The 24,287-nt window shown below is 40.3% G+C and carries 24 protein-coding genes; 21 read left to right on the forward strand and 3 right to left on the reverse strand.

Annotation, left to right across the window (positions count from 1 at the left end; genetic code table 11):
• Window positions 1-42: 42 nt before the first annotated feature.
• Together G610_RS0112550 and G610_RS22280 are read left to right on the forward strand one after the other, a co-directional pair.
• Window positions 43-534 carry an NAD(P)H-dependent oxidoreductase gene (locus G610_RS0112550; protein ID WP_026525081.1) on the forward strand — a complete coding sequence of 164 codons (492 nt, stop codon included), beginning with the start codon at window positions 43-45 and terminating at the stop codon, window positions 532-534.
• Window positions 531-1,277 (forward strand): hypothetical protein, encoded by a 747-nt coding sequence (locus tag G610_RS22280; protein WP_051197981.1) that lies wholly within the window; start codon window positions 531-533, stop codon window positions 1,275-1,277. The genes G610_RS0112550 and G610_RS22280 overlap by 4 nt, the downstream gene beginning before the upstream one ends.
• Here the strand turns inward: G610_RS22280 and G610_RS0112560 are convergent.
• A complete protein-coding gene (locus G610_RS0112560) occupies window positions 1,269-2,138 on the reverse strand; it encodes a LysR family transcriptional regulator (RefSeq protein WP_026525082.1) in 870 nt (289 codons plus the stop codon). The genes G610_RS22280 and G610_RS0112560 overlap by 9 nt on opposite strands.
• Window positions 2,139-2,323: 185 nt before the next feature.
• Here G610_RS0112560 and G610_RS0112565 point away from each other — a divergent pair, with 185 nt between their 5' ends.
• The 9 genes from G610_RS0112565 to G610_RS0112605 all read left to right on the forward strand — a co-directional run bounded on the left by G610_RS0112565 (window position 2,324) and on the right by G610_RS0112605 (window position 14,402).
• Entirely contained in the window at window positions 2,324-5,479 is a 3,156-nt protein-coding gene (locus G610_RS0112565) for a discoidin domain-containing protein (RefSeq protein ID WP_196809844.1), read from the forward strand.
• Between the two features lie 208 nt (window positions 5,480-5,687).
• Window positions 5,688-7,133 (forward strand): ASKHA domain-containing protein, encoded by a 1,446-nt coding sequence (locus G610_RS0112570; RefSeq protein WP_026525084.1) that lies wholly within the window; start codon window positions 5,688-5,690, stop codon window positions 7,131-7,133.
• Window positions 7,134-8,069: a DUF1848 domain-containing protein gene (locus G610_RS0112575; RefSeq protein ID WP_026525085.1), complete on the forward strand. Its 936-nt coding sequence runs from the start codon at window positions 7,134-7,136 to the stop codon at window positions 8,067-8,069.
• Between the two features lie 139 nt (window positions 8,070-8,208).
• Window positions 8,209-10,017, forward strand: a complete 1,809-nt coding sequence (locus G610_RS0112580; protein WP_026525086.1) for an ABC-F family ATP-binding cassette domain-containing protein — start codon at window positions 8,209-8,211, stop codon at window positions 10,015-10,017.
• Window positions 10,018-10,058: 41 nt separating this feature from the next.
• The gene (locus tag G610_RS0112585; protein ID WP_026525087.1) at window positions 10,059-11,153 is read left to right on the forward strand and encodes a hypothetical protein; all 1,095 of its coding nucleotides are present in this window, start codon (window positions 10,059-10,061) and stop codon (window positions 11,151-11,153) included.
• A 13-nt stretch (window positions 11,154-11,166) separates the two neighbouring features.
• On the forward strand, window positions 11,167-11,322 hold the full coding sequence (locus G610_RS23110; RefSeq protein WP_155831026.1) for a hypothetical protein: 156 nt from the start codon (window positions 11,167-11,169) through the stop codon (window positions 11,320-11,322).
• Window positions 11,323-11,420: 98 nt separating this feature from the next.
• Window positions 11,421-11,552 (forward strand): hypothetical protein, encoded by a 132-nt coding sequence (locus tag G610_RS23705; RefSeq protein ID WP_255345877.1) that lies wholly within the window; start codon window positions 11,421-11,423, stop codon window positions 11,550-11,552.
• Between the two features lie 29 nt (window positions 11,553-11,581).
• On the forward strand, window positions 11,582-13,657 hold the full coding sequence (locus G610_RS0112600) for an Ig-like domain-containing protein (RefSeq protein ID WP_026525088.1): 2,076 nt from the start codon (window positions 11,582-11,584) through the stop codon (window positions 13,655-13,657).
• Between the two features lie 52 nt (window positions 13,658-13,709).
• The gene (locus G610_RS0112605; protein ID WP_026525089.1) at window positions 13,710-14,402 is read left to right on the forward strand and encodes a YczE/YyaS/YitT family protein; all 693 of its coding nucleotides are present in this window, start codon (window positions 13,710-13,712) and stop codon (window positions 14,400-14,402) included.
• 106 nt (window positions 14,403-14,508) lie between these two features.
• Here the strand turns inward: G610_RS0112605 and G610_RS22285 are convergent, their stop codons facing one another.
• Window positions 14,509-15,423, reverse strand: coding sequence for a helix-turn-helix domain-containing protein (locus G610_RS22285; protein WP_051197982.1), 915 nt, complete (start codon window positions 15,421-15,423; stop codon window positions 14,509-14,511).
• Window positions 15,424-16,078: 655 nt separating this feature from the next.
• On the opposite strand from G610_RS22285, the gene G610_RS0112620 reads away from it, so the two are divergent.
• From G610_RS0112620 to G610_RS0112665, 10 genes are all read left to right on the forward strand, one after another.
• Window positions 16,079-16,414, forward strand: a complete 336-nt coding sequence (locus G610_RS0112620; protein ID WP_026525090.1) for a helix-turn-helix domain-containing protein — start codon at window positions 16,079-16,081, stop codon at window positions 16,412-16,414.
• Window positions 16,398-16,958 (forward strand): ImmA/IrrE family metallo-endopeptidase, encoded by a 561-nt coding sequence (locus tag G610_RS0112625; protein WP_026525091.1) that lies wholly within the window; start codon window positions 16,398-16,400, stop codon window positions 16,956-16,958. Before G610_RS0112620 ends, G610_RS0112625 begins: the two co-directional genes overlap by 17 nt.
• 192 nt (window positions 16,959-17,150) lie before the next feature.
• Window positions 17,151-17,774, forward strand: a complete 624-nt coding sequence (locus G610_RS0112630; RefSeq protein ID WP_026525092.1) for a DUF4417 domain-containing protein — start codon at window positions 17,151-17,153, stop codon at window positions 17,772-17,774.
• The gene (locus G610_RS20825; RefSeq protein WP_051197983.1) at window positions 17,774-18,193 is read left to right on the forward strand and encodes a hypothetical protein; all 420 of its coding nucleotides are present in this window, start codon (window positions 17,774-17,776) and stop codon (window positions 18,191-18,193) included. The genes G610_RS0112630 and G610_RS20825 overlap by 1 nt, the downstream gene beginning before the upstream one ends.
• A complete protein-coding gene (locus G610_RS0112640) occupies window positions 18,162-18,461 on the forward strand; it encodes a hypothetical protein (RefSeq protein ID WP_026525093.1) in 300 nt (99 codons plus the stop codon). The genes G610_RS20825 and G610_RS0112640 overlap by 32 nt, the downstream gene beginning before the upstream one ends.
• 306 nt (window positions 18,462-18,767) lie before the next feature.
• Window positions 18,768-19,289, forward strand: coding sequence for a hypothetical protein (locus G610_RS0112645; RefSeq protein ID WP_026525094.1), 522 nt, complete (start codon window positions 18,768-18,770; stop codon window positions 19,287-19,289).
• A 2-nt stretch (window positions 19,290-19,291) separates the two neighbouring features.
• Complete coding sequence (locus G610_RS0112650) at window positions 19,292-19,480, forward strand: hypothetical protein (protein WP_026525095.1); 189 nt, start codon at window positions 19,292-19,294, stop codon at window positions 19,478-19,480.
• A 210-nt stretch (window positions 19,481-19,690) separates the two neighbouring features.
• On the forward strand, window positions 19,691-20,185 hold the full coding sequence (locus tag G610_RS0112655) for an RNA polymerase sigma factor (RefSeq protein WP_026525096.1): 495 nt from the start codon (window positions 19,691-19,693) through the stop codon (window positions 20,183-20,185).
• On the forward strand, window positions 20,182-21,399 hold the full coding sequence (locus tag G610_RS0112660) for an anti sigma factor C-terminal domain-containing protein (RefSeq protein WP_026525097.1): 1,218 nt from the start codon (window positions 20,182-20,184) through the stop codon (window positions 21,397-21,399). The genes G610_RS0112655 and G610_RS0112660 overlap by 4 nt, the downstream gene beginning before the upstream one ends.
• 269 nt (window positions 21,400-21,668) lie before the next feature.
• Window positions 21,669-22,688 (forward strand): tyrosine-type recombinase/integrase, encoded by a 1,020-nt coding sequence (locus tag G610_RS0112665; protein WP_026525098.1) that lies wholly within the window; start codon window positions 21,669-21,671, stop codon window positions 22,686-22,688.
• A gap of 111 nt (window positions 22,689-22,799) precedes the next feature.
• On the opposite strand, the gene G610_RS0112670 is transcribed toward G610_RS0112665, so the two are convergent.
• Window positions 22,800-24,278, reverse strand: coding sequence for a glycoside hydrolase family 32 protein (locus tag G610_RS0112670; RefSeq protein ID WP_026525099.1), 1,479 nt, complete (start codon window positions 24,276-24,278; stop codon window positions 22,800-22,802).
• Window positions 24,279-24,287: the final 9 nt, after the last annotated feature.

Consider the following 24,287-nt stretch of genomic DNA (forward strand, 5'->3'; position numbering starts at 1 on the left):
TTTATACTGTTAACAGAGTAAAGAAAAAGAGGATTTTCGATAATGAAAATAATAATCCATGACCTTGATGAATCTTATAATGAAAAGCTTAAAGCGGTGTGCGACAGAGTGGTATGTGCTGACGGAAAATACGCTCCCTGTCAGGGATGTTTTAATTGCTGGACCAAGCATCCCGCTACCTGCAGCATGTCCGATTCACTGCATGAAATGTGCAGAATTGTGGGACAGGCAGATGATCTTGTCATAATCACGGATAACACCTATGGCGGCTACAGTTCAAACGTCAAGAATCTCCTGGACAGATCCATCGGAGCATCAACACCCTTTAGCACATATCGCGGATGGCAGATGCATCATACGCTTAGATATGGTCGCAAGGGTAACTTCAAGGTCATTGTCTACGGTGATATCGCTGATAATGAGAAAAAGACCTGGGAACTGATGATAGAAAGAAACAGATTGAATCACGGATACACATCCACTGAGCTTAGGTTCACGGATTCTATAGATAAACTGGAGGTATCAGAGATATGAAGACATTATTCATAGATTGCAGCCCCAAGAAAAAACTCTCTGCTTCCGGATTTTTAGTGGATATGACAAGCCTTTTTGTGCTTGGAAGCAAAAAGAAAATGAAGCTTCGCACAAGGGCAGAGCATGAAGAGATACTGAAAGAGCTTGAGGATACCGACACTGTGGTTTTCACAATGCCGCTTTATGTAGACGGCGTGCCTTCCCACATTATTCCTTTTTTAAAAACAATGGAGGCGTGGTGTAAAGAGCACAAGCCGGATCTTAAGGTCTACGTTATAGCAAATAACGGCTTTATCGAAGGCAGACAGAATGAGCCGCTTATGCAGAACATGGAGAATTTCTGTATAAGAAGCGGTATAAAATGGTGCGGCGGCCTTGGAATCGGCGGCGGTGTAATGATGAATGTTATGCGGATCATGATCGTGGTAGTATTCGCAATCGCTGTTTTGAATCTCGTCATAACAGGCATGAATACAGGAAATTTCTTAGATAAAAATATAGTCATTGGATTCCTTAAGGATCTCGCAGAGGTTCTGTTTTTTGGCTGCGGAATCATTACTTTTGATATATGGCTTGCGGCCTGCATTAACCGTAAAAAAGAATATGGAAAGCATTACACCAGAATAATGCTGCCATCATTTATATTTATTCTTGGCGCAGATTTCTTTTTCATTGTGCTTTCAATACTTAAGGGCGGCGTGTTCAGGGGCTGGCTCTCCAAAAAGAAGCCTACTTTACCTTAGTTTTGAAGCACTAAGCTTATCAAACCACGCTGTGGTGAAATCCAGAAAGAGCTTTTCCTCTTTGTTCAGCTTCTTGCCTTTGGGATAGGCAAGGACAAGAGTTCTCGTGGGATGACCCTTTAGCGGAATAAGAGATGTATAGCTGGAAGATGTCTGCATCCAGGAAGTGCCGGGAACAAGTGCAATCCCGTTACCTGCTTCTACCATGGAGCGGAGGGTTTTCATATCATCTGCTTCAAAGGCGATATCCGGAGAAAATCCCGCTTCTTTACATAAAGAAGTTGTGTGGATTCGTAGCTGATTCTTCTTGTTATATGCGATGAAGGATTCGCCTGACAAAGCCTTTAAGTCAATTTGCTTTTTCTTTGAAAGATGATGAGACTTTGGCATAACAACCATGATTTCATCCTCCATTAAAACTACATAATCATATTTTTTTTCATCCACAGGGAGCTGATAGAAAGTAAAATCAGCTTCCTTATTTTTTGCTGAATTGCCCTGCAGGAAAAATACCCTTATGCCCGGATTTATCTTTTCAAAATCGGGAACAAGGTAGGTCATGAAATGTATGCCACTCTGAATATTTATGCCGATTCCTGTTACGGAAGGCTCACGAAGGGAATTGATTCCGGCATCCAATGCGCTTAAAGATTGGTCCACGGCCTCAAGAAAGCGCTTGCCCTTATCGTTTAAGCTTATGGCTTTACCTGACCTGTCAAAGAGTTCGCACCCCAGTTCCCGCTCAAGCTTTTTGATGGTTACGCTTATGGCAGACTGCGGAATAAGATGATGTTCTGCAGCTTTTGAAAAATTTTCCATTTGTGCAGCGGTTCTGAAATACCGCAGTTCCAGCAGGTTCATAGGGGAGCACTCCTTTTTGCATATATATATTTATATATATGATTATATAGGTTTTCATATTTTTAATCAATTTATCCCTCAGATATACTTCATATTGACAGCGATTAGTGGGTAAACAGTAACGAAATCCCTGGGGATTTTTGCTGTCAGATCCGCAGGTGGAGGAAAAGGAGAAACCTATGTATATGGGAGGAAAAAGGCCAAAAAGGAGAAGTCCCAAGTGGAAAAGACTTTTTGCAAAGCTCATGCTGACGACAGTCCTGACAACGACTGTTCTGGGGCAGGGCGGGGTGACATCACTTGCTGCTGAGGACCAGACTGCAGCAGAATATGCCGCAGACATGGATGTTTCAGTGGATGATGTGACAAATGAACAAAATGAGCAGGAACTTGATGAGGTTAATGAGATAACTCAGGAAAATCCGGAAGCTCAGACTGATGAAAACACTTCAGAAGAAGGAGAGCAGGCAGAGGAAAACAAAAGTGATGAGCTGCCGGAAGAGACTTCTGAGGAAACTGCGACAGAAGAAGCTGATTATTCTGATGTCGAAGAGGATAACGCTACAACAGATATTACTGATATTGAATATCCTGAGACTGAGGTAATTGAAGAGGCAGATGAAGCTGACGCCGGGCTCGAAGTTATGGCCCTTGAAGAAGCCGAAGAAGCTGATGGAGCTGCCGCAGATACAGTAAAGATTCTTATGGTTGGTAACAGCCTTACAAGATACAACGACGTTGCCGGCAAGCTTCAGACACTTTTCGCACTTGATGGAATTGATGCTCAGGTAGATACAAGAACTCAGATGGGAGCTTCTTTGTTTGACCAGGCTGACATTCTTAAGGAGAGCACAAGAGCAGCAATCGTAGACGGTGACTATGATTATGTGGTACTTCAGGAAAAATCCTCAGGTTTTTCCGAGGCACTTCTTCGTCAGGGTGCTGAAGCATTCTATCCCTGGATAGAGGAAGCTCCTTCACAGCCGCAGCTGGTATTTTACATGCCTTGGGCTAATGAAGACGTACTTAAGAGCATGCAGACAACAGTTACAAATGCTTATGTTTCTGTAGCAAAGGATTTTAATGCCAAGCTTGCTCCTGCAGGTGAAGCATATTACGAGCTTTATTTTGACAAGAATAAGAAATGGTACAGAAAAGGCGACAATGTGCATGGTAATGATCTTGCAAGTCTTATCTCTGCAAGCACCATTTACTACACAATGACAGGAAAAGACAGTGCATTCAGCTTTACTTCAGAAGATAAGGATGCGCTTACAGCTCTGGTTGAGAGTGCAGACTACAAGAACAACAGAGTTTCCTATAACGCTGATACAGTTAATCTGATCGAAGAAACTGCACTTAAATACACAGGAATTTACAGTGATCTCAATAACGTTCCTGATCTTGAGGGCAGAGGAATGGATGGCAATACCAACCTTGCCAAGGGCAAGCAGGGAAGCGCTTCCTCTAACGGCAGAGGCTCAACAAGAGGTATCGGTGCAAGAAACGTAGGTAATCTTACTGACGGAAGCTATACTTCATTTTTAGTTTCACACGAAGAGGATCCTGATATCTGGTATCGTGTTGATTTTGAAAAGAGCACAAAAATCGACGAAGTAATTCTGTATTTTGGCGGAACAGGAACCTATGTAAATACTGAGAACGCAGTATTTACAGTGGAAATGTCCGACTCCCCGGATAGCGATTATTTCGTTGTTGCAAGCGGTGAAAGCACATCCACAGAGCCCATGGATATTAAATTCGATGAAGCTCAGGGAAGATATTTAAGAGTTCATGTATCATCCTTCTCAGGTCCCTATGTAAGTATGTTTGAGATCGAGGCATATTATCAGAAGCCTGAGACCATAGAAGATGAGAACGGTAATGATGATCCTGCAGAGACAGGCGATGAGAATGAAAACGGCGAAGACGAAGGCCAGGGTTCCGGTAATCAGGAAGATCCTTCTGAGGAAGATGAGTTTGATGGTATCGTTAAGGCTTTCCCCGGAGATTTCCTGCAGGTACGTGTAGGCGAAAACACCGCAAACATGGCACTTTATGACGGAAACATGTATGAAGCTGTTCTTCCTTTCAGCGCAGGTGAAAATACCGTCAGCATTCTGGTAAACGGAAAAGTAGTCAAAGAAAAAGTATGTAATGCATCAAAGGCTTCACAGGATGTTATCGTCAGATATTTCGCTTATAACGACAAGGTTGTAACAGGTTTTGACACACACAAGGATGGAAACGGCAACGTTGTACAGGATATTAAGAAAATCGCAAATTGGACAGGTAACTTCTTTAACAGAGCAGGCATAAATGAATTCAAGGAATTTGGCGGCTGGGATCAGGCAAATGTATTATCTCGTCTTGATTATATCGGCGGTGGCGTATTCAAACGCACATTTACTTATACCGTTCCTGAAAGTTCAATATCCTACGAGTTCAAGATTAATTTTGACGGCGTTTGGAGCAATGGCGAAGTTCCTTCATCAAATGCCACAGTAACATTCCCTGCAAGCGAAAAAGAGACCGATACTTTCGTTCTTTTTGTAAATTCCACTACAGGCGAGTGGTTTGATTCCATAAACTCAGGAAAAATCGCTTACAAACTGGCAGATGGAAGCGTATATGAGCAGGAAGCAGGTAAGGCAAAGGTGGAAATCGCATTAGGCGGTGAAACTAAGGAGATGGTACAGACATCTAAAACCGGTTACAGACTTACAGATTATCTCACTGCAGGTACTTATAACGTCAGCATCTATGCTGATGGTCAGCTTGTTGAAGATACAGAGCTTACACTTAAGGGTTCATCCTCAGTAACTGCTGTTTATGACACTAAAAAAGGTCTTGAGATCATCAAAAATGACAGCATTCCTGAAGAGACAGGAAATGATGATACTAACGAAAACAGCGGTAATACCGGCAGCGAAGCTGGAAATAAGTCTGAAAATACATCATCTGAAACCTCTGAAAAGGTAACAACAGATAACGAAACACCTACGACAACCACAGAAGAGGCACCTGCAGAGACAGTAGATAAAAAGCAGAAGAAGTCTTCTGTTTCTAAGCTCAGCGCAGGAAAGAAGACACTTACTGTGAAGTGGAAGAAGGTAACTGCTAAGGGCATCAAAGGCTACGAGATTCAGTACAGTACTGATAAATCCTTTGAGAAGAACGTTAAGACAGTCACTATTAACAAGACAAAAACCACCACAAAGACTTTCAAAAAGCTTAAGTCAAAGAAAAAATATTATGTAAGAATTCGCACCTACTCCAAGAAGAACGGCGAGAAAGTATATTCCAACTGGAGTAAGGTAAAGAGCATAAAGGTTAAATAAAAAAGTCATCTATCGGATGTAATAAGTATGAAGGCGCTATGTGTAATTGAGCACATAGCGCCTTTTTCATGGTGGCAAATTTGGGGCAGATAGTGTAATTGATTGATCAGGAATTCTTCCCGCGTGTTGATGTTAAAGGGGTATTATGGGAAAATATGAAATATATTTATAGAGAGCGCCAAACAGGAGGTTTTAACCAGCGATTACTATGAGTACAATACGTTTTAGCGGCAATTCCGACGGAAGAAAAAGCATATTGGAAATCATGAGAGATAAAGGCAGCCGTATCCATGCGGACTGCGGTGGTCGTGGCACCTGCGGAAAATGCAGGGTGCGATTTATTTCTGATGCTCCAAAGCCGCTGGATATAGAGAAGGAACACTTGTCAGAAGAAACCCTGAGAGAGGGCGTTCGCCTTGCATGTCAGACAAGGGTAAGCGGAGATTTCACAGTTGAGATAGACGATTCAGACGAAGCCATGGAAATTGCAGCCATCGCGGAGGAAGATTTGGGCGAAATGCCTCTGAATCCCGTGGTGGCAATAGATATAGGAACAACTACTTTGGCTGCAGCACTCCTTGATCCTGACAGAAAGAAAATCATCAAGACGGAAACAGGAGTCAACCATCAGCGCAGCTTTGGTGCAGATGTAATATCCAGAATTCAGGCAGCCAATCAGGGAAAAGGCGAGGAGCTTAAAGAACTGATACGCGGGGATATTAAAGAGTTGTTGTCCTCATTTGGTGTAGCTGAAAGCGTCCCGGAGATCATCTCTGCCAATACTACCATGCAGCATCTATGGCAGGGGCTTCCCTGCGAAACTCTCGGCGTAGCACCTTATACTCCTGTGGACATAAGCTGCCGCAGCGTAGAGGGCTGTACCTTGCTTCCCGGCATAAGTACTTATGTGGGAGCGGACATAGTCAGCGGTATTGTGGCAGTGGGCATGGATCAGGCGGAAAAGCCCTGCGTTTTGATTGATCTAGGCACCAACGGTGAGATGGCCATAGGAAATAAAGACAAAATCATGGTGGCCAGCACCGCGGCAGGCCCTGCCTTTGAAGGTGGAAATATATCCTGTGGCACGGCCGGAATTCCGGGAGCTGTAAGCAGTATCACCATCGAAGATGGAGCCGTAAAATATGACACAATCGGAAATCAGCTACCGGTGGGACTTTGCGGCACCGGAGTTATAGAGATAGTCTATGAACTTTTAAAGAACAAGTTTATTGATGACACAGGTCTACTTGATGAAGATATAGATGAAGAAGGCTTTAAGATCGCGGATCAGGTCTTTTTTTCACAGAAAGATATTAGAGAAGTTCAGCTTGCCAAGGCCGCAATAAGAGCCGGTTTGGAGACCCTGTTGCAGGCATACGGCATCAGCTACGACCAGGTGGGGGCTGCCTATTTGGCAGGGGGCTTTGGCCTAAAGATCAATCTGGAAAAAGCCTGTGGAATCGGCCTTCTTCCGGAGGAACTTTTAGACAGAACTCGTGCTGTTGGAAATACTTCTTTAGAGGGCGCCGTTAAGTATGCCTTTGATGAAAGTATACTCAGCAGATTTATAGAGGTTGCTTCCACCGCCGAAGAGGTCAGTCTCGCTGACAGCAGTGTTTTTCAGGACCAGTACATGGAGAGGATGTATTTTTAGATGATACTCAACACAGGGCAGAGAACAGATATCCCTGCCTTTTACCCCAAGTGGCTTGCAAATAGAATAAAAGAGGGCTTTGTATGTGTGCGCAATCCCTATAACCCGGTTCAGGTTAGCAGATACGTGATAAATCCTGAGGTTGTGGATGCTATTGGCTTTTGCTCCAAGAATCCTGAGCCTTTCTTTCCATACCTTGATCTTGTTAAAGATTTTGGGCAGTTCTGGTACGTTACCATAACTCCCTACGGAAAGGATATAGAGCCAATGGTTCCTGATAAGGAGCGGGTCATTGAGTCTTTTAAATTTTTGTCAGGGAAGGTTGGAACCAAGGCTATAGGCTGGCGTTACGATCCAATATTTGTAAGCGATAAGTATACAATAGATTATCATTTGAAGGCCTTTGAAAAAATGGCTTCATCTCTTGAAGGCTATACGGAAATTGTAGTTATCAGTTTTATAGATCTCTATGAGAAAGTAAAAAGAAATTTTCCGGAAGTAAGGGCTGTGTCAGAAAACGACAAGCTATTTCTTGGAAAGGAAATCATAAGAATAGCAAGAGAGCACGGCATGCTTGTAAAGCCCTGCGCCGAAGGAGATTTTCTTGAAAAATACGGTGCAGATTGCAGAGGATGCATGACAATCGCCGATTATGAGCGTGCCATCGGAAATAAACTGAATGCTCCCAAGCATAAAGGGGCCAGGAGTGAGTGTGCGTGCTACTTATCCGGCGATATTGGTGCTTATGATACTTGCGGACATCTGTGCAGATATTGTTATGCCAACAATGACGTTTCCCTTGTAAAAACCAATATGAAGAATCACGACCCGGACTCACCTTTTTTGATAGGAAATTACAGACCGGATGACAAAATCAATGATGTGGCGCAGAAGTCCTGGATTAATGGGCAAATGTCCATTTTTGATTTTGTGTAAATATAAATGGACCAGGGGACGTGGTTCATTTTTGGGTCCACTAACCCCGTCCCCTGTGGTCCAATTTGGAGATAATAGTATTGGACATCTAAAACGTTTCTTTCTATAGTATATTAAGAATCTTAGATTAGGTAATGTAATGAATATATTAAATGTAGAAAACGTTTCAAAATCATATATGTCAAAGCCTGTTCTTAGCGGAGTTTCCGTAGGAATAAGCGATACAGATAAAATCGGAGTAGTGGGTACCAACGGAACAGGAAAATCCACGCTTCTTTCTATTGTTGCAGGAAAGACTACTCCGGACAGCGGACAGGTAATAGTAAGTAACGGCCTTCGTATATCATATCTTCCCCAGAACCCTGTTTTTGATATGGATAAGACACTTCTGGAGAATATTGCGGGTACCATTTACGCAGGCGGCGATCATTGGGACAAAATCGGAGAAATAAAGGCAACTCTGTCAAAGTTTGGAATCGATGATCCTGAGTGTAATCCGTCTATTTTATCCGGAGGACAGAAAAAAAGAGCAGCTCTTGTTGCAGCTATCATGACACCTTCAGATCTTCTGATTCTGGACGAGCCCACTAACCATCTCGATTCTGACATGATCGAGTGGCTTGAGGATTTCCTTCAGCATTTCAGAGGTGCTCTGCTTATGATCACCCATGACAGATATTTCCTCGATGAAGTAACGAATCAGATTCTGGAAATTGATAAGGGCAGTGTGTATCGCTACGAGTCCAATTATTCGGGATTTCTTGAATTAAAACAGCAAAGACTTGATTACGAACAGGCCGCTGAGAGAAAGGCTGCAAGTCTTTACAGAAAAGATCTTGCATGGATGCTAAGAGGCGCAAGAGCCCGCTCAACCAAGCAAAAAGCCCACATTCAGAGATTTGAAGAGCTACGTGACAGACAGCGCCCGGAAGAGGAGAGACAGGTAGAGCTTTCCTCACTTCCCACAAGAATGGGCAATAAGACCATTATTATTGACGGGATTTCTAAATCCTATGAGGGTAAGCTCCTTTTCAAGGATTTTTCATATATTTTTGGCAAGCTGGACCGAATAGGAATCATTGGGCCTAATGGCTGCGGCAAGTCCACACTCCTTAAGTGCATTGTGGATGCGGTGACTCCCGATTCCGGATTTGTTGAAATAGGGCAGACCATTAAAATAGGCTACTTTGGTCAGGAAAATGAAGCCCTGGATGAAAGCAAGAGAGTAATCGACTACATAAGAGACACTGCAGAGTTCATAAGAACCACTGATGGTCTGACTTCAGCGTCTGTCATGTGCGACAGGTTTCTTTTTAATCCGGAGATGCAGTATGCTCCGATTTCCAAGCTTTCAGGCGGTGAAAAGAGAAGATTATACCTTCTTAAGGTCCTTATGGAGCAGCCAAATGTAATCATTTTAGACGAGCCTACTAACGATCTGGACATTCAGACCCTCAGAATTCTTGAGGACTATCTGGACGGCTTTGCAGGAATCATCATCACCGTAAGTCACGACAGGTATTTCCTTGACCGCGTGGTTACAAGGATTTTTGCTTTCGAAAAAGACGGAACACTGTATCAAAGCGAGGGCGGTTATTCAGATTTTCTCATTCATAAAAAGGAAGCTGCAGGTGTATCAGAGGTTATCTCTAATCCCAAAGCGTCCACAGCAGAAGATAAATCCGCCAAGGGTAAGTACCGCGCTCCGAGGGAGAAGACAAAGCTCTCATTTAAAGAGCAGAGAGAGTACGATAATATCGAATCTGAGATAGAAGCTCTTGAAGAAAAGAGTGCTGAACTGGAGTTGCAGATTGGGGAAGCAGCAACGGATTATCCAAAGCTTATGGCACTTAGTAAGGAAAAAGAGGAAGTCGATGCTGAAATAGAGAGAAAAATGGACAGGTACGTTGAGCTTCAGGAGATGGTGGACAGCTTTCAAAATGACTGACGTATAGTCCATATAAACTCTGGGGAAAAAGGGGAATTGGTGTGAAAAAGTTTTTTGGGGTAATACTTAAAATCATCGCCATACTTATTTTGGTTGCTATTGCCTTGTTTGTATGCAATAAAATCATGAAGGTTCTTGACCGCAACAGGGCAGAGAAGAACGCTATAAGCTACGTTGAAAAAAAGTATGGCTTTACTCCCGAAGTTCTAAGTAGCAAAAAAGATTATGATGTTCATGTAAATGCTGATATTTTTATCAGCTATTCCAAAACCCCTACCGGTAACTATCAGGTAAAAATGCAGCATGACGGTAAAGATTTTACTGTATATATTCCCTACAAAAAGGCTTCTGATGAGGGAACGGATGACTATCAAAGCGACGAAATAGCTTCGGCTATACAGGCTGAAGTTTCGTCATGTTTTGATGGTAAGGTAATGGCTATTCATAATTATCAGGATAGTCGAATGGGTTTCCGGTATATAGAAGCTGGATATTTTGACGGATCAGACACCGAGAAATTCTATCGCGAAAATGCATCCTATTATGTCTATACCGTTGGATGCGATCTAAAATCTCTTGATTTAAAGGGAATCCTTAAGAAATTTCACGCAAGTTCAATATATGTTTTTGACTGTGTTTCGGAAGAAGCATTTAACGATTTTTATGGGCAAAATCCATTCGATATATTGCAGCCCGAGATGGACGGCATATCTATAGATGCATTTCGCCCTTATTTGGATGAGTGCGCAATTCAGAAGGCAGACGAAGAGAAGGAATATTTAAAGCCTAATATGCGAGAATATGGCGACTTTCTTTATGACACTGTCTTTGGAGGAAATGTGGAGTTTACGCCAATCGAAGGTATAGATCTGCAAAATTGGCGCGGGAACAAGGCAGACTCTACAGCATCCGGTTATTCTGTAAAATCTGCTGAAAAAACTTTCATTTTTGTACCCAGGATAAAATTAAATGGTGTCGAAAAGCAGATTTACCTGCTTTATTCATACACTGATAAAAACGGTGAGACCAAATACTCCTACGGGCATGATGTGTCAATTAACGATTATTATCGCATGTTTAGCATTTATGATAGCGAATTGAAGGATTTTGAGTTTACAATAGTGAGGGAGAAATGAGGAGGTGATCAGGATGGATTATGAAAAAGCTTTTGTTGAATTTGAAGCAGATGATCCGCAGTTTTTTCCGGACATAGTAGAATTAAATATCGTTAGCGGTGGAGTTCATCTGTATGGGTATCTTCTTTCACCGGATAAGAGAATGCCCTTATTAACCAGCAGGAGCTGAGCATCCTCAACAGATATGAAGACTTATTAACCAAAAATGTTCTGTTTGTGGAAGCATCCTATGACACGATAGCTCCACCTGATAAGATGCTGAAACCTTTGGCAGACAAGCTTGAAGAAGCCGGGGGAAAAATCGTGTATGAAAAAATCGCCAGCAACCACAGTTTTATCGGACAGCGCATGAAACTGACTCAGATCGTCGGAAAATGGATTCAGTCAGTTGTGGATTAGAATAGAGTTCATCAATTTGGAGGTAAATAATGAAGACCTTATTTAAAAGAGATTATGTACTGGTTTTATCTATGATGTTGGTAATGGGGATGCTGACTTTAATGCCTGAAGTGGCTGTGGCAGCGGGAAACCATATTCACGATGATATCACTTTTGAACCATGGAATAATTCTACAAGTATGCCGCAAGCATCTGATTTTAATGTGGAGCATCCGGAGTATCCCCTGAATATATACCTGACTTCTGATGTGACTCTGACTGATAGCGGCTGGACGGTTCCGTCCGGAAAGACAGTCAACCTATGTCTTAATGGAAAAAAACTCAAATACACCAGCAGTACTTCTGACGATAGTGTAATAATTGTGCCGACTGGTTCCACTATTAATATCTATGATGAAGAAAATAAGGGAGAAATCACCGGTGGTACAGGACATGGAAGTAATAAATATGGTGGTGGCATTTATATTGAAGGTACTGTTAATTTATATGGTGGGAAGATATGCGGCAATCAAACAGTGAACGCTGCTGGTGGAATCTACATTCTTAATGGTACCTTAAATATGCATGGTGGTGAAATATGCAATAATAGTTCTGGGTTAGGTGGTGGAGTTGGATTATATGACAACGCAACCTTTAACATGAGTGGTGGAAAAATATCCAATAACAAGGCAAACTCAGGAGGAGGTGTCTACGTTAGTTCCGGTACTTTTACACTGAATGGCGGTGAAATAAGTGGCAATATTGCAGAAACCTCCGGTCGAGCATCCGGTGGTGGCGTCCTTTCCAATGGCGACTTCATTATGAATGGCGGAAAGATATGTGGAAACCAGGCTACCGCCAGCATCGGTGTAGGTGGAGGAGTCAGTCTCGGAGGTGGAAATTGCACAATTACTGGAGGTCAGATTACTGATAACCAAATTACCGGCACAAGTAATTTTATTGATACCGCCGGCGGTGGAATATATGTTAATTATCAAAATGATAGCCACTGCTTTAAAATCACCGGAAATCCCAAGATTAGTAACAATACTATGGTCCGTGGTGGCAATATCCCTAATAACGTATTTCTGAATGAAGATTGTAATATTACCGTAGAAAATATTGGTGCAAATGCGTCAGTAGGTGTGAGTTTGGATGTGCCCAGAGTCTTTACCACCGGATTAAGTGGAGCAAACCTGGATCCTGCTAAGTATTTTGTAAGTGACAATCAGTATTATAAGGTGGTTAAGGATGCTGCTACAGGAGAAGCAACGCTGACACCTAATAAAATAACAAAGACTGTGACCTTCAGAGTTGTAAATGGCTCCTGGAGTGACGACACAATAGAAGATAAACGAGTAACACTTTCAGGATATGGAAGTGATGTGTTAAAGCTGACTAACAGCCAGATTCCCAAGGTCGGTGACAAGCCCGGTAATGGCTATAAAGCAGGAAGTTGGGACGTGACACCCGGTACAGGTATGGCGATCACATCAGATAAAACCTTCACTTACACATATATAGCTGAAAACAACTCTGAAAATCAGCTGGAGACTTACAGTTTTAATACGAGTCTTAAGATAACCCAGAAAAAAGGAAAAATAAAATTTTCCTGGGATAAGACAGCAGGAATAGCTAAATATGAAGTATATGTAACCTATTATGGAAAAAAATTCCAAACAAAGCCCACAAAGGTTGTTAAATCTAACTCCGTGACGATCAAAAAGATCAAAGGCAAAAAGATAGATTTTACAAAGAACATAAAGCTTTATATAAAAGGCTATGACAGCAATAACAAGCTTCTCGGTGAGACAGTGACTGCGGTCTTTGCAGGGAAGGACAGTAAAAAATATAAGAACCCTAAACAAGTGAAGCTTTCCACCAAAACCATAACTTTGAGCAAGGGTAACAGCGCAAGAATCAAGGCATCTGTAAAGATGGAAAAAGGAAAGAAAAAGGCGCTTCCTGAAAAATATGCAGCCAAGCTTCGATACAGATCTGACAATCCAAACGTAGCAACTGTCGATAAGAAAGGAATGGTAACAGCAGTTAATTCCGGAAGCTGCAGCGTATATGTATATGCTAAGAATGGCCTTGCAAAGAAAGTCGCGGTTACCGTTAACTGACAGGTGCGAAGTTTTGATTTATTGTTATTTCGGAAGTAGGTAGTGTTGATTAATGTTTAGAAATTTTGTAGTAAAAGAAAATAGAACGACCAGAGCTATAGTTGCAAATATGTTTCTGGCAACGATAAGTTTATTTGTTAACGGTTTCGGCGTATATCTCACAATTCAGGCAAATATCGGTGCCGGTCCCTGGGATGTACTTAATCTTGGTTTGTCGAATACACTGGGAATACTATACGGAACAGCATCGGTGGCTGTTTCTTATGCGATTCTGGGAATAGATATTGCGCTTAAGGAACCCATTGGCATTGCCATGTTTATAGACGCTTTTGTTGTAGGCAAGGCAGTTGATCTTTTTAATAAACTGAATGTCGTACATAAATGCGACTCCCTGTGGACCGGTATACCTGTAATGATCATTGGACTGGTGATTATGGCGTATACCCAGTACACGTATATGAGTGCTTCTCTTGGCTGTGGCCCCAGAGATACACTGCTTGTTGCACTTGCAAAACGTGCAAAAAAAATTCCTATTGGAATTGTCAGCATTACACTTCTTAGTCTTGCAACTTTTATCGGATGGCTATTGGGAGGCCCTGTAGGAATAGGAACACTTATCTGTGCCTTTGCAACAGGCCCTATTATGCAGATGGCTTTTGCCTCGGTAAAGTTTAATGCTACCAAAGTTCATCATCAGCATCTGGCAACGACTATCAAAATATTTATGAATAAAGAAGCAGCCTGAGAACACCTGGTTTGAGGGTTGGAAAATATGAAGTTCGAATAAATGATGTTGATTGTGATGGTAATCCAAGTCATCTGGGACATAAGAAAAAGTTAGGAATTATTTTTCAATTGATTTGAGCAGCGATTTCCTTTTTTATGTATTCGTTGATTTCGATTTTATCAAGTAATGATAAAGCAATGCTCTTCATATTATTAAGCTCAGGATCGTTATGATCAGAGTAAAGCCTTACCATGACAACTGACATGTTTAGAAGCTCATCCTGAGGTACAAGAGAAGATAATTTATCATAAAGCTCTTTGGCCTTTTTGAGATCTCTGGTATGCGTTGATGCTTGAAAATACTGGATCCAAACAGGGATAGAGGCAGACTTATCGGACATTATGCGCTTTGCGTTATCATCTGATTCAATAATTAAGATGATTTCATCATAACAGTTGAGTATCAGTAAAACTTCAAGATAAATGTAAAGAGTCTCAGAATTTGGCTCATTTGCAAATGCATTCTTGGTCTCAGCCCTGACATTTTCATAATCTCCGCTCATCAGGCGCAGCAAGATAGCCTGCATTATCAATGGCGTTTTCTTTGAATCGGATGCAATTTCCAATGCAGTATTTGCAGAATCCAAAGCTTTATTTATAGAATCTCTGGCTCTTTGGAGGTAGAGATGACTTTTTAGAGCATAAAAATCCGCTTTTTCAATTTCATCATACTCAGAATCACAGAGCATGCTTTCAATCACAGAAGAAGCAGCATCAAATGAATGATCATCCTTTAACACAGAATATTTTAGTACCATATCCTTTACACGCTGCGCATCAGTCATGTCGAAAAGATAGTCCAAAGAAACCTCAAAAAGATTAGCAATTTTAGGGATCAGTGAAATATCAGGAGATCCATTTCCTGATTCCCATTTTGATATAGTTTGCGGTGCAACAAAAAGATACTGAGCCAACTCGTTCTGGGTAATACCTTTCTGTTTTCTAAGATTGTAAATTTTTCTTCCAATACTGTTATTCATATCTCTCACCTTTTCCTTTGAAAGACAACTTTTTATCCACTAATATAACTATATCTGTCTCAATAGTAATATGAAAGCAACGAAAGGTGATGTTTTTGTAAGCGAAGAGTTGAGTAATCTGTTGGTCTCATATGCTTTTCTTGGAATAATAATGAGTATTTACAAATATAAAACAGCTTATCCGCAGCATATGGATATCGATATCCGCGGAAAGATAAAGCTTGGGAAAATAGAATTCATCAAGAATTGATATATTTTGGGTAATGCAAAAGGGTTTTCTTAAATATACCAGAAACATATAAACCGGCTCTTGTTATAATCATACAGATATTTTCTTTATAGAAATCGAAGTAAATAATGACTTTATAAATCTTAATTAACGGCGGAGAAGAACTTAGGAACCATGTGTCTTTTCCGTCGTTTTTAGTAATGTACAATTATTATTTTTGTTCTCAAAGACAAGCCGCTACGTGGTGGCTAGGTGTGAGCATTGGCTCGAAATCTATAAACAAAAAATTGCGCATTGTTCATATAATCACCATATGTTGTTGTTTTTGTTCTTGAATTATACAATAATTTGTCTTCTTTCTTGACAAAATGATAATTCTAATGATAATTTTAAGATATAACAGTGATGATGGTACGGAGGGAGAATATGGCTACTAATACAATGGGAGAAAGAATTCGTGAAATGCTGGAACAAAAGAACATAACACAGAAAGATCTTGCAAAGAAAGCAGGGATTACTGAGGCTGCAATGTCACATTATATAAAGGGTGATAGAGTGCCAAGATCAACAGTATTGACAAAGATTGCAATTGCACTTGATACTACACCGGAGTTTTTACTGGAAGGCATCCCTAATGATGTAAAAGGTGAACTTGGATATGCGAGACGCCTTATAGCAAGAAATGTAGAGCAGATGTCAAAGAAGGAAAAGATGGAGCTTATCAACATTTTGATGGGAGACGAAGATGAAAAAAGGTCTTAGATTACCGGATGAAATCTATGAATTTATTAAGGGAGAAGTCATTTTTCTTTTTGTTCAATTGGGGATCAAATCAATTCCCATAAACGGTTTCGAAATAGCGTATAAAATGGGAATTGTGCTGGTGCCTTATTCCTCGCTAAGCAAAAGGAAGTATCGAAAGGTTAAAAAGGAAAAAGAAGGCTTTTTTATCGAAGGAAATGGTGTTGAGTATATTTATTACAACGATATTGATAGAAGTTATGAGCGTATAAATATGACTATACTTCATGAAATAGGGCACTGTGTTCTTGATCATAGAGGTGTCAATTCAGAGATTGAAGAGGCAGAAGCCAATTTTTTTGCTAAATATGCGATTGCACCACCTGTTTTAGTGGAGAAGATTAATCCTGCTGGACCAGAAGATATCTACGAAGCATTTGATATCAGCTTTGATGCAGCATGGTATGCATGGAACTATTATAAGCTATGGAAAAAATTTCATTATGCTTATGGTGGATATACAGATTACGAGCAGGCATTGATAAAGATGCAGGAGTCTGCTTGATTAGACATGGAGGTGATAATTTACGAAAATCGTTTGAAAACTGAATAGAAAACTGAATAATGAACAGGACCCCGGGATAAATCTGAACGACCAATCAGAGAAATCCTATAACAAATCTGGGGATACGAATGCTCTCCAAACAAGTAAAGGCTTTGTATCTCCATACAAACTATGATAGGAGGAAAGCCTATTATGAAGAGTTATGATTTTAGAAATAATCCACGTTTCTTAAGAAACGAATTTGAAGTAGATGGAAAGTTTCAAATGCCGATAATAAAGAAGCAGGACTTTACCATTGAAAATGTTGGGTTGATAGCAATATCAGATACAAAGTATAACGATAAGGAGATCAATCGCAAAAAGGGAGTTCATTTTTTCGTTGATGATTATAAATTTGAATCAGTTTATAAAAATCCCGAACAAGCATTGGTTCGTTTATCTCAATACGCTTTCTTATGTACCCCTGATTTTTCTACTTATACTAATATGCACTACTGGAGACAATTAGAAAGCGTTGCACATAGCAGATGGTGTGGAGCATTCTGGCAGGACCAAGGACAGAATGTGATTCCTACAATCAGCTGGGGGTTACCCGATTCCTACGAGTTTTGCTTTAGTGCTATTGAAAAACATTCGATGGTTGCAATAGGGATGATAGGATGTAAGCACTCTAAAGAAGATTTTTTGACAGGATATGAAGCCATGCTGAAAGCCATTGAACCTTCTAAGATATTATGCTTTGGAAACCCTTTTGATGAGATGGATGGAAATATAGTTACTGTAGACTACATTTCATCAAGGAAGGTGGTGCGCTGATGGGAGGAAGAGGAAGCAGTACAGGTATTAGTACTAAAGGTATACCATATGGCTCAGAGTACAAGTCGCTACTGACATATGGAAACATCAAATTTGTAGTGCCAAGAGATGGTAATACAACGGCTCCAATGGAGACAATGACAAAAAACCAGGTATATGTAACATTGGATTACGAGGGGAATCCAAAATTTATTTCTTATTATGATAAAGATAATAAGAGACGGAAGCAGATCGACTTGGATGTTCCACACAAAGGAATGCTACCTCATACTCATCATGGATACTTTCATAATGAGTATGACAATCCTAAGGGTGCGACAAATTCTACAAGTAAAGAAAAAGAACTTATCACACAAATCAATAAGGTTTGGAAGGAGAAAAAGGCTAATGCATGGTCCAGATGGCAATCACGTACGTAAAATGACAATCGACGAATATTCGAAGTGGCAAAGATGGGATGAATGGCCTGAGCGATCAGGCAATCCGCCCTTAACGGTAGAAACCGTTTTTTGGTACAAGGAAAACAAGTATATGGTGACCAGTTTGCGAAATGAGTATGTTATAGTAGCTCAACCAGATTTTACTGAAGTAATCTGTAATGAAAATTTCAAAGATTTGCTGGATATGCCATTTGTTGATGGGAAATCATTTAGAGCATTGATGCCAGAATTACTGTTTGAAGTATAAAAATATCCCCTTAAGTGCGACCAAACACTTAGGGGGATAATATTTGAGGATACGAATACCCTCCAAACAAGTACTTTAGATTATAGTCTAATGAATAAAAAACAGTCAAGTGTAATATTTAAATCATATATATAGAGAGAATTGATATCAAAAAAGGAGATTCTATGGCTAAAGCATAAATGAAGATAAAGAAAAGTATCTCAGCATATGATTAAGACAGGCATCCTGCAGAACTAGGGGATTTAATTTAAGTTTCACACATTTTACAGCCGATATAAAGTATAATATAAGTACGAAAGGGATAGAATGGAAATAGATATTATTATAGATTCATTAACCAACTGCCTGGTGGATTCGCTTACCGGAGAGGAGTTGGATACCGAATATAGACTTGTTAAACAGACTATTACAAAGAGCGATGCAAAAAAGCTTAAGGATGAAGGATGGAAGTTTGATTGGAGTATTCCACATTCAAATGGTTATGAAATCTATCAGTTGTTTTTAAAAGATGATGACCATGTTCAAGGGATGATTGCTTTCAAGCATTATAGGGATCAGCTATATACACATGTTGATATTGTAGAAGCTGCTCCGGAGAACATAGGTAAGTATGGTAAATACAAGGGCGTTGGTGCCCATCTGTTTGCAATTGCATGTAAGCATAGCTGGGATGCAGGAAATGAAGGCTATGTTCAGTTTACAGCAAAAACAGATCTTATAGAGCATTACGAGAACACTTTAAATGCTCATCTACTGGACTGGCATACATTATATATCGATTCATATGGAGCTTCCGATTTGATTCATAAGTATTTTAAGGAGCAGTGAATATGATAATTGCAGAGAAAACAGAAAAATTAAATAGTATTGATTATGATAGCTTTGGAGAAGAGATGCAGGACGGCAGACTTACAGAGCCTTCTGATGGAAAGAGATACAGACTAAGAGAAGCTATTCTGTATTCAAAACGGCTAGGAAGGCCATTGACTGATGAAGAAATGAGTCAGTTTGAAATCTGAGCAAATAAAGAATAAACTTTTATTGTCAGATTAACCTAAAAGTGTAAAATTCGAAGTTCGTGGAAAGCCCATGTTTCAGGGCTTTCTTCTTTTTGCCTTTTTACAAAATATAGACATGTATAAAAAAATATGTACATGTCTATAATTTTTTCTGTAACATTTTCTTACTTCAATTGTTATATATATGAAAGAGTAAAACGGGAGGAAAGTATGGAAAAGCACTTGCTTTATAAGCTGTACAGCACATATTATACTGAGCTTTTTCTATATCTATACTCTCTTTGTCACGATCATGAGCTGGCGGAAGATATGACTCAGGAAGCATTTCTTAAGGCAATCATGTCTCTTCCCGATGATCATTCCAACGTAAGGGCGTGGTTTTATATGGTTGGAAGGAATCAGCTATTTAATGCATTGGCCAAGCAGAATAGAACGGAGCTGAAAGCCGACATTGAAGACTACGAGTTTACGTGTGATGAAAGCATTTTGGATGGTCTTATTCAAAATGAGAGCAAGAAGATTCTCTATGAAGCCATAAATCACTTGGATAAGACTAAGAGGGAAATACTATGCATGCAGTATTTCTCAGGTTTTTCACAGAAAGAAATAGCTGCCATGCTGCATATGACAACTGAAAATGTAAGGGTGCAGGCGCACAGAGGCAAGAAACTCTTAAAAGACTATATGGAGGAAAAAGGGGTATGAAGTATCGAGATCTGTTACAGGAATACAAGAACGGAACCCTGGATGAGGAAAAGAAAAAAGAAATCGAGGCGGATATTGAGAAACAGGATGCCATAAGTGATTTTCTTTTTGAAAACTCCGAGATTCCTGGGTTGGATGATATTGCAGATAGTGAAGCCATTCCGGAAGATAATAAAGAAATGAAGCCATCAAGTGAGGCAGATGATTTCGCTAAACTAATAAACTCAAGGATCCGTAGAGCATTTATAAAAGTCGGAATAACCACCGCATTGGTAACTCTGGCGATTGTCGGTTTTGTCATGTTTGTACTTCCCAAGATTGTAGATGGACAGTATTATAATCCGACTGAAGAGATCGGAAGCGGATTTGAAAAAAGTAACAGGCTGACCGTGGATGTTGCAACATACTCTGAACTGTTTCTTCCGACGAGAAATATATGGAACTGTGATGCAGTAAGCAGGGGATACGGAAAATATTATATATCTCTTTATAGAATGGAAAACAGTTATGCAGGAACACTGGAAAAGGGAGACTTGCGTTTATACTATCCTGATATACTGAACAGAACGATAAAGCTTGCATTCACTTCAGATGAAAATGGACAGAGCACATGCCTGTTAACAAGTCCCAAGGGTAGTTTCGACTATGAGCCCGATATTATCTCATACTTGAATGAGTACAATGTATATCAGGCATCTGTAACAATGACGAAATCTATGAGATATGATGATTTTGTAAAATGGTGCGAGCAAAATGATATTTATCCAGACTGGTGTGCCATATCAACTTATGTTCAGGGTGGGGATCCGGAAAATCTGCCACTAATGTATAGCGGGATAGAGCATGACGCTTATACGAATGAGCCATGTATTGGCTTTGGAGTATATTCATATATGAGAGTGAATTATGATCAGGAGAAATATCCAAATCTGAGTGCCTGGGATACATGGCAGGCTATAAGAGATGGCGCATCTGAGTATGACGTTACTTTTGAACATGTTACAAGTATGCTTGATTACCTTATAGATAATCCACAAATAATCTATATGATACCTGATGGCAATGCTGATCCGGATACACTTAGATCATATAAGAAGCATATTGAAGCAAACGGACTTTATGTCTATGGCTTTGTGTGTGCAGATAATAAAGAAGGATTTGAAAGAATGCAAAATCTTGATGAAGTGGCACATATAGTCGTGGATGTTGAATAACGCATGGTACTTGTAGGCTGTGCTGAATGAATCATTAGAAAATGTAGCTTATATAAAAACTGAATTGCTATGAACAGACCTCTTTCATGGTCGTAAAATTTATATTTTTGGTACTTGGTCGCAAAACATTTAATATAAATAACTTCATTTTGTATCAAGGTCGCTTTTTGTGTTATTATGGAATCATGATATGTATGTAGCAAAATCCTTAGATTTATTCCGCATTTACACGTTTTATTGTATCACAATTCGTACCTTGGGAGGATTTCATGGAAAGAAAAAGCCGTTCAGATCAGATTGAATCACTTCTTGAAGAAATGCCGGAATTCGTTTCTGTTTTTATCTACAATTTTGGCAAGGTCGACGCGCATAACACAAAGCTCGAATATTGTCGTGACATCAAGCGTTTTCTGGATTTTATCGTGAATTGTGTCCCTGAATATAAAAAGAAGAAAATCTCTGTGGAGGATTTGACCCTGGATGATCTGTCAAATTTGGACGTGCTTTACATAAATAATTATCTGACAGATATGGCTGAAAACTACGAAAACACCACTGCAAAACGTCGCAGAGCCAGTGTTGCCAGCATGTACAGTTATTTCATGAAAGCCGGCAAAATCAGGCTAAATCCTATGGCTATATCTAAGCGAATTGATCTTCCCAAAAAGGATGTTATTTTTTTAACAAATGAAGAACAGTCCAAATTATTGGATTCTGTCCGCAATGGTACGGGACTTTCCACCACACAGGCAAATTATCATAATCTGTACACCAAGCGAGACTCAGCAATGATCTTGCTTTTCCTTGATACCGGACTTCGTGTGTCCGAGCTTGTAAGTACTGATATGGACGACTTTGACCTTGCATCAGGCAGCGTTGTTGTAACTAGAAAAGGCGGCGATACACAGACTGTCTATTTTTCAAATGAATGCTCAGGGTATCTTCTTGATTATTTCACCACGCAGAAAGCCAAGTTCAATCTGAAGCAAACCAGGAACTTCCCCGCTTTCACTGCCCTCTCCGGCGAAAGAATCGGTGTTCGCGCCGTTGAGCGCCTTGTAAAAAAATACGTAAGAGCTGCCCTCCCGGACAGCTCCAATGTTGACAAAATCACACCTCACAAGCTCAGATCCAGCTTCGCCATGAGCTTCTATGAGGCCACAGACCACGATATACTCAAATTGCAGAAAAAACTCAACCATAAGAGTCTTAATACTACTAATATCTACGCAGAATCCGCCAAAACTGACATGAAAGAGACAAGGAATGTGCTTGAGGGGCTTAGGTGACCTATCAGTTTTTTGTAAGTTGATTGTCATAACATATGGGAATAGCGTAAATTGAATTTAAATCGACCATTGAATTCCAGACAGCGTAACAAAAAATGACAGCAGATAATATCAGATTATCTCAATATCGTAAAACCGAATCTCTGCGCTGATATTTCCGGAAGTTTCAAACAAAATGCTTTTTGATTCAATGGGTGTATAAATCATGGATGACATGGCCTGCATTCCGTGATTAGCAAAAACCTCTATACCGTGATGATCCATTATAATTCTTAAAGCTACCTCATTATCATTAACATCAATTTTGCAGGTTCTTTTACTTACGATATCCCTTCTTCCTCCTGAGCAGGCTCTGTCAAAGGTCATGGTTTTATTGCTCAGGTCTACCGTAAGTGTAGTCTCGTATTTTTCAGATTTTGCAAGGCTTATCTTTATTTCTTTTTTGGTATCCCTGCCTGGCGCCTTTATATCCAGTTCCATATCGAAAACACGCCCGCTGACATCATCAAAAGTAGCGTGATAACATCCCGGATCAATAGTATGAGTTTTTGCCTTGCTTCGATAGCTTATCAGCTCACTTACAGGATACTGGCATAGTCTTCCATCAACAATACTTAGTTCTCTGGGAAATGTCATCTGCCCGTATATATTTCGATCTTCATGATTCTGATTACAGGTATCCCAGTTCTGCATCCAGGCTATCATTACCCTTCTTCCGTCAGGAGTAAGAAGAGTTTGAGGCGCATAAAAATCAAGGCCGTAATCAATTGCGCCTGCACTTTCACGTACAAATCTTTTCTCTTCTCCTGCATGTCCGATAAGTACCACAGTGCCGTTTCCTGCATGGAATTCATACCCATCAGCCTCCATGTCTTGGGGACTAACGAGAAGAACCTCCTTACCATCCAATCTGAAAAAGTCAGGACATTCCCACATTCTTCCGTATCTGTTTTCGCAGCTGTCAATTGTCTGATCATACTTCCAGTCTTCGAAATTGCTGCTTTCATATAATAGAATATCCCCACTTCCATCGGATGCCCTGTTTCCTGCTACAAGATAATACTTTCCGTTCTCTTTCCATATTTTAGGATCTCTGAAATCTATTTTGCTTCCATCACCCGGAATAAGCTCAATGGGAATAATCGGGTTTTTATCTATTTTTTCGTAATTAATGCCATCTCCGATTGCTGCACACTGCTGCTGAATGTCAACATCTTTACCATCATGAAAAGCCTCGGAAGCCCCAGTGTATATCAGAAGTTGTCTTCCGTCGTCAAGCTCAATGGAACTCCCGGAAAAACAGCCTTTGTTGTCATATTCTTCGTCAGGTGCAAGTGCTACAGGAAGCCTCTCCCACTTTACAAAATCCCTGGTTTTAACATGTCCCCAATGCATCGGCCCCCAAAAAGTGGAATATGGATGATACTGAAAAAATAAGTGATATTCTCCTTTGTATACCGAAAATCCATTAGGATCATTTATCCATCCTACCAGTCCTGTAACATGAAACTCCGGTCTTTCCTGGCTTTTAGCCTTTGCGCTGTTTTCACATTCATATTCTCTGGCTCTTTTTAATGTATATTCACTCACAAGTTCACT

The organism is Butyrivibrio sp. MB2005 (genome assembly GCF_000424285.1).
GTDB lineage: Bacteria > Bacillota > Clostridia > Lachnospirales > Lachnospiraceae > Butyrivibrio.